Genomic DNA, 13,037 nt, shown 5'->3' with positions numbered 1-13,037 from the left:
GAAAGCAAAACCAGCTTCATCAAAAGGTAAATATATTAGATCTTTAACAATTGCTTCAACAATGGGCCCTGGAATCAAGGTTAATCCATTACAATTTGCAAAAGAATAATATATAAGAAATTTTTAGCCACCGTAAAAGTGGCTTTTCTTAAATTCGGAGGAAAAAATGAAATTATTAAAAGATGACAAAAGAAAAATCCAAATAGGAATTACTATATTAATCGTTCCGGTTATTTTGGCATATCTTTTGTTCAATGGAAAATCAATAGGAAATGCATTGGGCACTTTTATGGCGATTATATCTCCATTTATTATTGGTGCTGCATTAGCTTTTGTATTGAATATGCCGATGAATTTTATTGAGAATAAACTTTTAAAAAAATGGACTTCGAAGCCGGGTCTAAAAAGGGCAATATCTCTGCTAATAAGCTTAGTAATAGTTAGTGCGATATTAACATTTGTAGTGACACTTATAATTCCTAATTTTTTAGAGGCTATTAAATCACTAATACAAGGTATTCCGGTGTTGGTTGAAAAGCTAAGAAAATATCCAGAAATAGCAAAACAATTAGATAAAATTTACGACACATACGCTATAACAAGCACTCACGATTTGTTTGTAAAATTGAAGCCTTATTTAACTAAAAATGGATTGGATATATTGAACAATGTATTTTTTGGAATTAGCACAGTATTTTCTGTTGTACTTAGTTTTGTAGTCTCGTTTACTTTTGCAATTTATTTATTATTCTCAAAAGAAACGTTGAGAAGACAATTCACAGAATTAACTTATGTTTTCTTCAGCGGGAAAACTGCAAAAAGAATTATTGTTTTCTTCAAAGTCGCTTACGAAAAATTTTACTCGTTCTTCAAAGGCCAATTTATCGAAGCATTTATGCTTGGGTTTATGTGTTTCATAGGAATGTATTTGTTGAAGATTCCAAACGCTGCAACAGTTAGTGTATTAATTGGTTTTGGAGCGTTGATTCCACTGGTTGGAGCGATACTAGGAGCTGCTCTAGGAGCTTTGATTATTTTAATCGAATCTTTTTCAAAAGCGATTATGTTTGTGATTTTCATAATTGTTCTTCAACAATTTGATGGTAATGTAACTTATCCTAGAATTGTTGGTTCTTCTGTAGGACTTCCATCTATTTGGGTTTTAGTTGCAGTTATCATAGGGGCGGCAGTAAGTGGTATTGTTGGTATGCTTATTTTCGTTCCAATATTTGCTACAATCTATGAATTATTGTACAGATATAAGAAAAAGAAATTAGAAGACAAAAACATTTGTATTATTGAAGAAAAATAATAAAAAAAGTGTTGACATATTCATTGAATATGATATAATAATCAAGTAATTAATTTGGGCTACCGAAGACAGTAGGGACTATTAAAGTTTAATCATCCTACAGAGGAGCATAAGATATGAGTTTATCAGTCTTTCTGTCTTTGGATGGAAAGACTTTTTTAGTGTAGCCTTTTTCATGGAGGTGAAATAATGAAAGAACACGTTTTAAATCAAAAGAAAGCTGTTGTCGAAGAAATTAAAGGACACATTAATGATGCTAAATCAATGGTTATCGTTGATTATAGAGGATTAGATGTTAGTGAAGCAACAGAATTAAGAGAAAAATTCAGAAATGAAAATGTATTATTCAAAGTATACAAAAACACAATGATGAATTTTGCTTTTAAAGAATTGGGATTTGATGGATTCTTAGATTACTTATCTGGTCCTAACGCGGTTGCATTCAGTATGGATGATCCAATCGCTGCAGCTAGAATAGCTAAAGAATTCGCAGCAGATCACGAAAATTTAGAAATTAAAGCAGGTTATTTAGGAGACAAATTCTTAGATGTTGAAGGTGTAAAGAAAATCGCATCTATCCCTTCAAGAGAAGTTCTTCTTACAAAAATGCTTGGAAGCTTCAAAGCTCCAGTATCAAAATTTGTATATTTAGCAGATGCTATTGCTAAATCAAAAGCTGAAGGTTCAGAAGAAGCTGAATCAAACGAAACTACTGAAACAGTAGAAGAATAATTAATTAAAATAAAATTTGGAGGTAAAAAATGTCAATAGATGAAATCTTAGAAGCAGTTGAAGGCTTAACTGTTCTTGAATTAAATGAATTAGTAGAAAAAGCAGAAGAAAAATTTGGAGTATCAGCAGCAGCTCCTGTAGCTGTAGCAGGTGCAGCACCAGCAGCAGGTGGAGCAGCAGCAGAAGAAAAATCAGAATTTGATGTAATCTTAGCATCAGCTGGTGACGCTAAAATGAAAGTTATCAAAGCAGTTAAAGACTTAACTGGTTTAGGATTAAAAGATGCTAAAGCTATCGTAGACGAAGCTCCTAAAGCAATCAAAGAAGGCGCTTCTAAAGAAGAAGCTGAAGAATTAAAAGCTAAACTTGAAGAAGTTGGAGCTACTATCGAATTAAAATAGTCGATAAATTTATGGAGAGGTTATGCACAATAGCCTCTCTTTTTTAATTGCTTGACAAATCATTTGATTATGATATTATTTAAATATATTGATAAAATGACTACGATGAGATGAGTATGTAATAATTTTTTTAAAGAGAGTCTTAGTATGGTGGAATAAGATATTAGATTGTTACAGAATATGGTCTTTGAGTTTGAAAAGTTGAATAGCTTATGCTTTTAAATTTTTCCGGGAGCATCCGTTATCAAATGCTAGGCATTAATGTGCCAAACAATGAGAGAATATTTTATATTCTAAAATTAAGGTGGTAACGCGGATTTTCGCCCTTATATGATGTATGTCATATAAGGGATTTTTTATTTTATTGTAGTTTATTTAGGAGGGAAATTATGTCAGAAGAAAAGAAATCATACTACATCACTACACCGATTTATTATCCAAGTAGTAACTTACATTTAGGTCATACCTATACGACAATTATTGCGGATACTTTGAAAAAGTTCAAAAAAATCCAAGGCTATGATGTGTTTTTGACTACAGGTACTGATGAACACGGCCAAAAATTATACGAAAAAGCAAAAGAAAAGAACATGGGTGATAATCCATTAAATTATATTGATCCAATTGTACAAAGCGCTAAGGATTTGTGGAAGAAACTTGACATAGATATAGATAGTTTTGTAAGAAGTACAGACAAGGCTCACGAAAAAAATGTTCAAGAAATTTTCCAAAAATTATACGATAAGGGAGATATATACAAATCTACTTATAAGGGACATTATTGTGTCGATTGTGAAGCTTTCTGGACAGAATCACAACTAAAGGATGGAAAATGTCCAGATTGTGGACGTGATGTTCACTATCACGAAGAAGAATCGTACTTTTTCAGATTATCAAAATATAAAGATAGAATTTTACAATTGTACAAAGATAATCCAGATTTCTTAAAGCCAGAATCTCGTAAGAACGAAATGGTTAATAACTTTTTAAGTGGTGAATTGGAAGATTTATCAGTATCTCGTACAAGTTTTGACTGGGGAGTTAAGGTTCCTTTTGATGATAAGCATATAATCTACGTGTGGATTGATGCGCTTAGCTGTTACTTGACTGGAATTGGATATGGACAAGACGAAGAATTATTCAATAAATTCTGGCCATGCGATATTCACTTGGTTGGAAAAGAAATTGTAAGATTCCATACAATTATTTGGCCAGCATTGTTGATGGCGTTGGATTTGCCATTACCAAAGAGAGTTTTCGCTCATGGATGGATTTTGTTCAATGAAGATAAGATGAGTAAATCAAAGGGAAATGTTTATTATCCAGAACCAATTATTGATTTGTACGGTGTAGATGCTTTGAAATACTACATTTTAAGAGATTTTACTTTTGGTAATGATGGTAACTTTACTACAGAAAGATTTATGAACAGATTTAACTCGGATTTGGTAAATGATTTGGGAAATCTTGTGAGCAGATCAGTGTCAATGGTTGAAAAATATTTTGACGGTGTTATTCCACAACCAAATGATAACAACGATATCGACAAGAGTTTGATATCTGTAGTTGTAGGATGCCAAGAAAAAGTTGAAGAGTTATTAGAAGAACTTGATTTTTCAAATGCACTTGAAGAAATTTGGAAAGTTGTTAGAAGAGCCAACAAATATATTGATGAAACTACTCCTTGGATTTTGATTAAAGAAGATCCAGAAAGATTGAAAACTGTTTTGTATAATTTGATGGATGCAATAAGAGTTATTTGTATATTAACTTCTCCTTTTATCACAGAAACTAGCAACAAAATCAAAGAACAAATCGGTCTTCCTGAAATCAAATGGGAAGATGGAAAAGTGTTCGGTAAAACTATCGCTGGCACTAATGTTCAAAGAGGAGAAAACTTGTTCAATAGATTGGACATCAAGAAAGAAACTGAAAGATTGAATGAAGTTAACGACAAATTAATCGAAGAAAGAACTGGTAAGAAAGTTTCTGAATTAAGAGACAATAACGAAGAAGCTCCTAAAGAATCTAAGAAAAAATCAAAGAAAACTAAGAATAAAGAAGAAATAACTATAGATGATTTTGACAAACTTGATTTGAGAGTTGGACAAATTGTAGAAGCAACTCAACATCCGGATGCCGATAAACTGTTGGTTTTCAAGGTTAAAATCGGAGAAGAAACAAGACAAATAGTTTCTGGTATCAAAAACTGGTACGAACCAGATGATTTGATAGGTAAGAAGGTTATTGTTGTGTATAATTTGAAGCCTGTTAAATTGAGAGGAGTAGAATCTCAAGGTATGCTTCTTGCAGCAAGTAAGGGCGATAACTTGACTATGGCAAGTCTACTTGACTCAGAATTTGAAGATGGAGCGACTGTATCTTAATGGGAGAATATGTAATATACGATACACATTGTCACTTGACAGATGAGAAATTTGATTTTGATAGGGATAAAATTATCGAAAATCTTAAATCCAATTCTGTTGTAAAAGCTATGCTTCCAAGTGACAATGTTGAAAACTCCATTAAAGCAATTGAATTATCTGAAAAGTATGATTTCTTATACAATGCTGTGGGAATTCATCCAGAAGAAGATAGTAGATTCACAGATGAGGATATTTCTAGGATAGAAGAGTTAGCTGATAATCCAAAATGCAAAGCAATCGGAGAAATCGGACTGGACTATCATTATGAACACGACAAGGACAAGCAAAAATATCTATTTGAAAAACAAATGCAAATCGCTGAGAGAAAAAATTTGCCTGTTATAATTCACACAAGAGATGCGATCCAAGACACATACGATATCTTGAAAAAAATTCCTAATGTAAGAGGAATAATGCACTCTTATTCTGGAAGCTATGAAATGGCAATGAAATTTATTGATTTGGGATATTATATTTCATTTAGTGGAGTTGTGACATTTAAGAATGCAAGAAATGTCAAGGAAACTTGTGAAAAACTACCAATCGATAAAATTTTAGTAGAAACAGATTCTCCTTATTTGACGCCTCATCCATATCGCGGGAAAAGAAACGAACCAAAATATGTGAATTTGGTGTTACAAGAAGTTAGTTTGTTGAAAAAAATGTCGGAAAAAGAAGCTGCACAAATCATTTGCAATAATGCCGATGATATTTTTGGATGGTAAATTATGATAAAAGAAATAATAGTTGTCGAAGGAAGAGACGATGAGCAAAGAGTCAAAAGAGCATTAGATTGTGAAGTAATATGCACAGGTGGGATTTATTTTAGCGATAAATTACTCAAAAGACTCAAAAAAATTGACCAAGATAGAGGGATAATAATTCTAACGGATCCAGACTATGCTGGAAATAAAATCAGAAAAAGAATTAATGATTTTATTCCAAACGCAAAAAATGCATTTATAGCACAAGATTTGTGTATCAAAGATGAGGACATTGGAATTGAAAATGCAAAGGAAGAAGATATTAAAATCGCCATAGAAAACGCTCATCCGTCAATGATTGATTCCAAGAATGAATACACGATGGATGATATGATTTACTATGGATTAGTAGGTGAAGGATCCAAAGCTCTTAGAATAAAAGTTGGTAAAATTTTAAATATTGGTTACGGCAATGCGAAATCTTTTCTTAGAATGCTAAATAATTACAATATTTCAAGAGAAAAATTAGAGGAGGCTATTAATAGATGAGTTATAGACTACACCAACCTTCCTACATCAAAGAAATATTGGACAAATTTGGATTTAAGTTCTCAAAGGCTTTGGGGCAAAATTTTCTAATCGATGGTAATTTGATTGAAAATATTATCGACTTTTCTGATATAACAGAAGATGATTACGTTATTGAGATTGGACCTGGTTTTGGAACATTAACTGAAAGACTTGTCGACAAATGCAAGTTTTTGTATTCGATTGAAATAGATTCAAGGCTTATGGATGTTTTGAAATACACTGTTGGAGATAGAGATAATTTTCAAATAATAAACGAAGATGTGTTGAAGGTAGATTTGAATGAACTTAATCATGGAGCTAAAAAGTTTAAAGTGGTTGCGAATCTTCCTTACTACATTACAACTCCGATTATTGAGCATTTGTTTAATTACAGAGATATTATTGAATCAATCACTGTTATGATTCAAAAAGAAGTGGCTAACAGAATGGTCGCTGATGTGGGAAGCAAGGATTACGCATCATTGAGTTTGTTTGTAAAACAAAATAGCGATGCGAAAATAATACTGAATGCTCCTAAAACAGTTTTCATGCCACAACCAAAAGTAGACAGTGCCGTTGTAAATATGAAGCTTAAAAAATTAGATGAAGACATCGACCAAGAACTTCTTCGTCAATTAATCAGATCGGGTTTTAGCAAAAGGAGAAAAACCATAGTAAACAGTTTTACAAGTGGGTTTGTGAATGTTGACAAGGACAAATTAAAGGCAATTCTTCAAGAGCTAGGGTTGAAGGAGAATTTGAGAGCTGAGAATTTGTCATTGGAAGATTACAAAAATATCGTAAAGAAGTTGAACAATATTGATTAGGATTTTCAAATAAGGGTATATATAAAATACAGACTTTTAAGGAGGTATTTTTATGAAAGACGTAGTAATTTATACAAGTGATGGATGTCAATATTGCCACGCTGCAAAAGATTATATGGACGAAAACAACATAAAATATACAGAAAAAAATATATCACAAGATCAAGAAGCTAGAAAAGAACTTATGAAAAAAGGTCACATGGGTGTACCTGTTACGATCATAGGTGACGAAGAAATAGTTGGATTTGATCAAGCTAAATTAAAAGAAGCTTTAGGATTATAAAAACAAAAACTACTTGTCAATCGACAGGTAGTTTTTTTATGTAAAAACCCGCTTTAATTAGCGGGTAAAATATTAGTTTTGGTTTAATTGTTCTAATAGATAGTTTACATCTAGTCCGTGAACCATACAAGCTTCTTCTAAGCTTTCCATTTGGCTGGCTGGACAACCTATACAAGATAATCCGTTTCTGAATAAAACTTCTACAGAATCTGGATTGTTTCTAATAATATCCCCAATTAACATATCTTTAGTAATTTCCATAAAATCACCCTTTCATCATTTATATTCTTATTATAATATAAGCTTTAAGTTGATTCAAGTAAAAATATTTCGTATCTATGTTATAATTTAATATGAAATAGAAATATAGGTGGTGAGGAATATGATGGATGAAAAATTTGAACGTCATGAAATAGATATGGATTTACTAAACAAATATCTAGAAGACAAAGACTATTTAAAATTAAAAAATCAAATTCAAAAATACAACCCGGTAGATATTACAGATTATATTGAATCATTGGATTTAAAAAGTGCAATGCTTGTGTTCAGGTTATTGAACAAAGATGATTGTATCGATGTGTTTTCTCATATGGAAAAGGATCATCGAACAAGGCTTTTGGAAGCGTTCAGTGATAAAGAAGTTAAATTCATAGTAGACGAACTATATTTTGACGATATGATTGATTTAATCGAAGAAATGCCAGCGGGAATTGTGAAAAAAGTTCTAAGACATACCGACAAAAGCGAAAGAAATTTGATTAATCAATTCTTAAATTATCCAGAAGATTCAGCGGGATCTTTGATGACAATAGAATATATTGAATTGAGGTCTTATTATACTGTAAGGAAAGCTCTTGAAGTCATTAAGAAAACAGGGGTGGACAAGCAGACCGTCTATACATGTTTTGTAACAAACGAAAAGAAAACACTTCTTGGTTTTGTTTCTTTGAGAACAATCGTAACTAATGAACCAGAAACGTTGATAGAAGATTTGATGGACGAAGATGTTATTTATGTTCACACTGATGATGACCAAGAAACAGTAGCTGATGTATTCAAAAAATACGGATTCGTTGTACTTCCTGTAGTAGATAACGAAAAAAGACTTACTGGTATTATAACAGTTGACGATATCATGGAAGTCATGGAACAAGAGGCCACAGAAGACTTCCAAATCATGGCAGGTATGAGTCCAGACGAAGACGACTATTTGGATCAAAGCGTGTTCAATTTGGCGAAAAAGCGTATTGCTTGGCTTTTGATACTGATGATTTCAGCTACATTTACAGGTTCAATAATGACTCACTATGAATCATTATTGGGACAAGCGATAATACTTACAGCATTTATCCCGATGATAATGGATACGGGCGGAAACTCTGGATCGCAATCATCAACACTTATTATACGTGGACTTGCTACTGGAGAAATCAGCACAAAAGATTGGCTAAAAGTATTTTTTAAAGAATTTAGAGTAGCGCTTATAGTTTCAGTTGTTATGAGTGTCGTTTGTTTCATAAAAACTATGGTTGTAGATAAAGTTTCAGTTCCTATCGGATTGGTTGTATCTTTGACTTTGATATTTACAATCGTGACTGCGAAATTAATCGGTGGAATGTTGCCGATTATTGCTAAAAAATTAAAATTAGATCCAGCGATCATGGCGGGACCATTGATTACTACAATTGTCGACGCGTTGAGTTTGTTGATTTATTTTGAAATGGCACATATTGCTTTGGGAATCTAACTAGAAAAAATTAACAAAAACTATTGACATATTTTTAATATTACTGTAAAATATTTTATTTAATTTGACTTTAGAGTGATAGAGTGATATAATACTACTAACGACGATCTGTTAGGAGGAATAACGTGAAGGAAATTAACGATTTGAACATGATTAGAAGTCAGGTGCGAAGTAATATTGGAAAAGATGTTATTGTCGAGGCAGATAAAGGACGAAATAAAATTGTAACTAACAAAGGAACTATCAGCCAAGTGTTCCCAAGTTTATTTACAATAAAAATAACTAACGAATATGATTCAGAAAGAACAATATCATATACTTACTCAGATATACTTACATCAACAGTAAAGTTAGAATTATGTTAAAAAACGACCGAAAGGTCGTTTTTTTAGTTTGATTTAACATTTAAACAATAGTATAATTTATTAATAGAGGTGTATTATGAAGTTAAAATTATATATGTCAGAAAAATGCCCAGATTGCGTAGATGCAATCGAAATTTTAAAAAGTGCCGATATTGATTATGAAGAAATCAATATTACAGATTCTATGAAAAATCTCAAAGAATTTTTTACTTATAGAGATAATAGAAAAGAATTTGAATCAATTGTCAAAGACAACAAGGTTGGTGTTCCTATGATAACTGATGGAGAAAAGATAGTATTTTTTGAAAAATTAGAAGATTTAAGAGTGTTTGATGAAGATTAATAGTTATGCCAAGATAAATCTTTCATTAGATGTTCTTGGTTTAAGGGAAGATGGATATCATAATATCGATACGATTATGAATCTGATTGGTCTTTACGATATTATGGATATAAATCGTAACAGTACTTACGAATTGAATTTAAGCTCTAATAATCCGGATTTTCCAACTGATAAAACTAATTTGATATTTAAAATATTTGAGAATTTAAAAAAGTTCAGGGACATTAACTGTGGTTATGATGTATTTGTAGACAAACAAATCCCCATATCAGCAGGACTTGCTGGAGGAAGTTCAAATGCATGTGAGTTTTTGATGTATGTGAATGATGATTTGTCACTTAATCTTTCTGATCAAGAAATCAAAGAAATCTGTAGATTGACAGGAGCGGACACTTTTTATTTTACGAACAAAAAATGTGTCAGAGCAACAGGGATAGGAAACGAGTTTGTCAGATTGTCTGATTTTTCTAATAAAAACATAATAATTGTAAATAATGGAATGAGCATATCTTCAAAAGATGTGTATGATAATTTGAAAGAGTCAAATGGTGGATTGGGTAAAGTTTCCGTTGCTATTGATAGTCGTGATTATGAAACTTTTTTTAAGGTAGCATTCAACACGATGGAAAGTGTATCAGAAAAGCTAGTTGAAGAAATCTCTGTTATAAAAGACCAGTTGAATGATTTGGGAGCGGACTTGTCTTTGATGAGTGGTTCGGGACCGACTGTTTTTGGTATTTTCAAAAACACACAAGACTATGAAAATTGCTACAATAAATTAAAGGACAAATATAAGTATGTATTTAAAACAAAAACCTTATAACAAAATAGGATTCGTGGATTCTGGTTTGGGTGGGCTTACAGTATTCAAAAAAGTTAAGAAGCTAATGCCCGACAAGGAGTATATTTATTTTGCTGACAGTGCAAATGTTCCTTATGGTTCTAAAACCAGAGACCAAATGCTTGAGATTTCTGAAAATATTGTGAGGTTTTTCAATGAGCAACAGATAGATTTACTTGTAGTTGCTTGTAATACGTTGACATCAATTGCGTTGGACTATATGAAATCAATTGCAAACTTTGATATAATTGGAGTTGTTGAATACGGTGTGAAGTCAGCCGTTAAAACTACTTTTAATAAAAAAGTTGGAGTAATAGCGACAAAAGCCACGGTGGACAATGGTTTATATAAAAAATTATTAGAACAACAAGGCGTTGAAGTTTGTCAGTCTGCATGTTTTGATTTTGTAAGTTTTGTAGAAGAAGACTGCAAAGATAAGGATAAGATTGTAGAAAAGGTAGAAGAATATCTGAAACCTATCGTAGATTTTGGAGCAGACACGATAATTTTGGGATGCACACATTATCCCGTTCTAATTGAATACCTTAAACAATATACAGGAGAAAATATTAAATTTGTAGATCCTGCAGATTCTCTAAGTGAAGATGTATACGAGATTTGTGGGAGCTATCAAAATAAATGTGATACAAAATATTTTGTCACAAAAAATCCATCTGATTTTAAAATCAATGGATCTAAAATTATAGGAGAACCTATAGAAAAAGTTACAGAAATGGAGTGATTTTATGGAATTGAATTACGAAAAGAAAAGTATCTGGGATGTTGTAGATGAAAAAGAACACGAAGAAATCTACGCTTATGGTGAAAGATACAAAAACTTCTTAGATAGTTGCAAAACTGAAAGAGAAGCTACAGAATTTATAGTTAATCAAGCAAAAGAACATGGATTTGTTGAATTGAATGAAGCTTTAAAAGGACAAATCAAAAAAGGCGACAAAATTTATATTAACAATAAGGACAAATCATGCGTGTTAGTTGTTATTGGTGATGATATAAACGAAGGACTTAACATAGTTGGTTCACACTTAGATTGTCCAAGATTAGATGTTAGGGCCGTACCGTTTTCGGAAGATAAAAACATCTTAATGATGAAGACACATTACTATGGTGGAATCAAAAAACATCAATGGACTACAATCCCATTGGCAATGCACGGAGTAATCTTCACAAATGAAGGCAAAAAAGTTGAAATCAAAATCGGTGAAAAAGAAGACGAACCAGTATTCTACATCACTGAATTATTAGCTCACTTGTCTAAAGATTTGAACTCAAAAACATTGGGAGCAGCAATAGAAGGTGAAAAATTAGCCATAATAGCTGGTCATGATAGCTATAATTTCAAAGATGAAAAAGAAAACCCAATCAAAAAATGCATATTAAAATATTTGAACGAAAAATATGGAATAACAGAATCTGATTTCCAAGTAGCAGAATTAGAAATTGTACCAGCTACTAAAGCAAGAGACGTTGGATTTGACGGAGCAATGATTGCATCTCACGGTCACGACGACAGAGTTTGTGCTTATGCAACATTAGAAGCAATTCTTAAAGTTGCAAATCCTAAGAGAACAGCAGTAGCTTTATTCGTAGATAAAGAAGAAATAGGTTCAGTTGGTAATACATCAATGAACGCACCATACATGGGAAATATGATTGCAGAAATAGCTAATAATCAAGATGAAAATTACAGTGATTTAACAATGAGAAGAATCATGGCTAATTCAAAAGTATTATCAGCAGACGTTACTGCAGCTATCGATCCATTGTATGCTGATGCAACAGAAGATTCTAACACAGCATTAAGCGGATGTGGAATTTCATTAGCAAAATTCACAGGACACGGTGGAAAATTCAGTTCAAATGATGCAAACCCAGAATTCTTAAACGAATTAAGACAACTATTCAAAGAAGAAAAAGTAATGTGGCAAACAACTGAACTTGGTAAAATAGACCAAGGTGGTGGAGGAACAATAGCCTTCATACTTGCAAATCAAGGAGCAGAAGTTGTAGATATCGGAACAGCAATGCTATCAATGCATGCGCCAGTAGAATTATTATCAAAAGCTGACTGCTACATGACAAGCAAAGCATACCACGCATTCTTAAAATAATATAAAGTAAACTTATAAAGCACTTGACAATTAGCTTTTATATTGATATTATATAAAAGCACTTTGAGTTAAGTGCTTTTTAAATTACTCAAAAGAAAGTAATGCATGTAAAACGGAAATAAAAAAAGTTTTACAAAACACTTGACAAAATGAAATGATGATAGTAAACTATAATAGTTCACTAAAGTAACATTTCAAGAAAACACATTTTGATTGAAAAACATTTCAAAAAAAAGTGTTGACAAAGAAAAGTTAGTATGATATACTAACAAAGTCGTTACGAAAGTGCGAAGAAAGTTGTCATTAAGACAACAAACTATAGAACCTTAATAAATTAAATAAAGTAAA

15 protein-coding genes, 1 pseudogene and 2 other annotated features are annotated in these 13,037 nt (G+C 31.9%); of the genes and pseudogenes, 15 read left to right on the top strand and 1 reads right to left on the bottom strand.

Annotated features, from left to right (window positions below):
• The 9 genes and pseudogenes from KHW44_RS02180 to KHW44_RS02140 form a co-directional block, all read left to right on the top strand.
• Nucleotides 1-109 (top strand): annotated as a pseudogene (locus KHW44_RS02180) (50S ribosomal protein L1); the annotation flags it as partial.
• A 57-nt stretch (nt 110-166) separates the two neighbouring features.
• Complete coding sequence (locus tag KHW44_RS02175) at nt 167-1,312, top strand: AI-2E family transporter (protein ID WP_294684469.1); 1,146 nt, start codon at nt 167-169, stop codon at nt 1,310-1,312.
• Between the two features lie 44 nt (nt 1,313-1,356).
• Nucleotides 1,357-1,481, top strand: a sequence feature (ribosomal protein L10 leader region).
• Between the two features lie 20 nt (nt 1,482-1,501).
• A complete protein-coding gene (gene rplJ, locus KHW44_RS02170; RefSeq protein WP_304065382.1) occupies nt 1,502-2,044 on the top strand; it encodes a 50S ribosomal protein L10 in 543 nt (180 codons plus the stop codon).
• A 29-nt stretch (nt 2,045-2,073) separates the two neighbouring features.
• Nucleotides 2,074-2,445 carry a 50S ribosomal protein L7/L12 gene (rplL, locus tag KHW44_RS02165; RefSeq protein ID WP_002835312.1) on the top strand — a complete coding sequence of 124 codons (372 nt, stop codon included), beginning with the start codon at nt 2,074-2,076 and terminating at the stop codon, nt 2,443-2,445.
• Between the two features lie 93 nt (nt 2,446-2,538).
• Nucleotides 2,539-2,776 (top strand) — a binding site (T-box leader).
• A gap of 58 nt (nt 2,777-2,834) precedes the next feature.
• Entirely contained in the window at nt 2,835-4,832 is a 1,998-nt protein-coding gene (gene metG / locus KHW44_RS02160; RefSeq protein ID WP_274983786.1) for a methionine--tRNA ligase, read from the top strand.
• The gene (locus KHW44_RS02155; RefSeq protein ID WP_002835310.1) at nt 4,832-5,599 is read left to right on the top strand and encodes a TatD family hydrolase; all 768 of its coding nucleotides are present in this window, start codon (nt 4,832-4,834) and stop codon (nt 5,597-5,599) included. The genes metG and KHW44_RS02155 overlap by 1 nt, the downstream gene beginning before the upstream one ends.
• A gap of 3 nt (nt 5,600-5,602) precedes the next feature.
• Entirely contained in the window at nt 5,603-6,127 is a 525-nt protein-coding gene (gene rnmV / locus KHW44_RS02150; protein ID WP_002835309.1) for a ribonuclease M5, read from the top strand.
• Nucleotides 6,124-6,975, top strand: coding sequence for a 16S rRNA (adenine(1518)-N(6)/adenine(1519)-N(6))-dimethyltransferase RsmA (gene rsmA, locus KHW44_RS02145; protein WP_002835307.1), 852 nt, complete (start codon nt 6,124-6,126; stop codon nt 6,973-6,975). The genes rnmV and rsmA overlap by 4 nt, the downstream gene beginning before the upstream one ends.
• A 52-nt stretch (nt 6,976-7,027) precedes the next feature.
• The gene (locus tag KHW44_RS02140; protein ID WP_002835306.1) at nt 7,028-7,258 is read left to right on the top strand and encodes a glutaredoxin family protein; all 231 of its coding nucleotides are present in this window, start codon (nt 7,028-7,030) and stop codon (nt 7,256-7,258) included.
• Between the two features lie 72 nt (nt 7,259-7,330).
• On the opposite strand, the gene KHW44_RS02135 is transcribed toward KHW44_RS02140, so the two are convergent.
• A complete protein-coding gene (locus KHW44_RS02135; protein WP_002835305.1) occupies nt 7,331-7,519 on the bottom strand; it encodes a DUF1858 domain-containing protein in 189 nt (62 codons plus the stop codon).
• A gap of 121 nt (nt 7,520-7,640) precedes the next feature.
• Between KHW44_RS02135 and mgtE the strand changes: the two genes are divergently transcribed.
• The 6 genes from mgtE (at nt 7,641) to KHW44_RS02105 (ending at nt 12,689) form a co-directional block, all read left to right on the top strand.
• Nucleotides 7,641-9,008: a magnesium transporter gene (gene mgtE, locus KHW44_RS02130; RefSeq protein WP_094203465.1), complete on the top strand. Its 1,368-nt coding sequence runs from the start codon at nt 7,641-7,643 to the stop codon at nt 9,006-9,008.
• Nucleotides 9,009-9,133: 125 nt separating this feature from the next.
• Entirely contained in the window at nt 9,134-9,373 is a 240-nt protein-coding gene (locus KHW44_RS02125; RefSeq protein WP_002835303.1) for a Veg family protein, read from the top strand.
• A 76-nt stretch (nt 9,374-9,449) separates the two neighbouring features.
• Nucleotides 9,450-9,716: a glutaredoxin domain-containing protein gene (locus tag KHW44_RS02120; RefSeq protein WP_002835302.1), complete on the top strand. Its 267-nt coding sequence runs from the start codon at nt 9,450-9,452 to the stop codon at nt 9,714-9,716.
• Entirely contained in the window at nt 9,706-10,539 is an 834-nt protein-coding gene (ispE, locus tag KHW44_RS02115) for a 4-(cytidine 5'-diphospho)-2-C-methyl-D-erythritol kinase (protein ID WP_304065367.1), read from the top strand. Before KHW44_RS02120 ends, ispE begins: the two co-directional genes overlap by 11 nt.
• A complete protein-coding gene (gene murI / locus KHW44_RS02110) occupies nt 10,514-11,299 on the top strand; it encodes a glutamate racemase (protein WP_304065364.1) in 786 nt (261 codons plus the stop codon). Before ispE ends, murI begins: the two co-directional genes overlap by 26 nt.
• 4 nt (nt 11,300-11,303) lie before the next feature.
• Entirely contained in the window at nt 11,304-12,689 is a 1,386-nt protein-coding gene (locus KHW44_RS02105; RefSeq protein WP_304065362.1) for an aminopeptidase, read from the top strand.
• Nucleotides 12,690-13,037 lie beyond the last annotated feature (348 nt).

The sequence above is a fragment of the Finegoldia magna genome, assembly GCF_018371055.1.
GTDB lineage: Bacteria > Bacillota > Clostridia > Tissierellales > Peptoniphilaceae > Finegoldia > Finegoldia magna_I.
The sequence above is the reverse complement of the archived record's forward strand: the minus strand, read 5'-3'. Positions and strand labels throughout refer to the sequence as shown.

Excerpts from the sequence above, each read along its gene's own strand:
- murI (WP_304065364.1), top strand. The coding sequence starts at position 10,514 with ATGTATTTAAAACAAAAACCTTATAACAAAATAGGATTCGTGGATTCT.
- KHW44_RS02175 (WP_294684469.1), top strand. The coding sequence starts at position 167 with ATGAAATTATTAAAAGATGACAAAAGAAAAATCCAAATAGGAATTACT.
- KHW44_RS02140 (WP_002835306.1), top strand. The coding sequence starts at position 7,028 with ATGAAAGACGTAGTAATTTATACAAGTGATGGATGTCAATATTGCCAC.
- mgtE (WP_094203465.1), top strand. The coding sequence starts at position 7,641 with ATGATGGATGAAAAATTTGAACGTCATGAAATAGATATGGATTTACTA.
- KHW44_RS02120 (WP_002835302.1), top strand. The coding sequence starts at position 9,450 with ATGAAGTTAAAATTATATATGTCAGAAAAATGCCCAGATTGCGTAGAT.
- KHW44_RS02155 (WP_002835310.1), top strand. The coding sequence starts at position 4,832 with ATGGGAGAATATGTAATATACGATACACATTGTCACTTGACAGATGAG.
- rsmA (WP_002835307.1), top strand. The coding sequence starts at position 6,124 with ATGAGTTATAGACTACACCAACCTTCCTACATCAAAGAAATATTGGAC.
- ispE (WP_304065367.1), top strand. The coding sequence starts at position 9,706 with ATGAAGATTAATAGTTATGCCAAGATAAATCTTTCATTAGATGTTCTT.
- rplL (WP_002835312.1), top strand. The coding sequence starts at position 2,074 with ATGTCAATAGATGAAATCTTAGAAGCAGTTGAAGGCTTAACTGTTCTT.
- metG (WP_274983786.1), top strand. The coding sequence starts at position 2,835 with ATGTCAGAAGAAAAGAAATCATACTACATCACTACACCGATTTATTAT.
- KHW44_RS02135 (WP_002835305.1), bottom strand. The coding sequence starts at position 7,519 with ATGGAAATTACTAAAGATATGTTAATTGGGGATATTATTAGAAACAAT.
- rplJ (WP_304065382.1), top strand. The coding sequence starts at position 1,502 with ATGAAAGAACACGTTTTAAATCAAAAGAAAGCTGTTGTCGAAGAAATT.
- rnmV (WP_002835309.1), top strand. The coding sequence starts at position 5,603 with ATGATAAAAGAAATAATAGTTGTCGAAGGAAGAGACGATGAGCAAAGA.
- KHW44_RS02105 (WP_304065362.1), top strand. The coding sequence starts at position 11,304 with ATGGAATTGAATTACGAAAAGAAAAGTATCTGGGATGTTGTAGATGAA.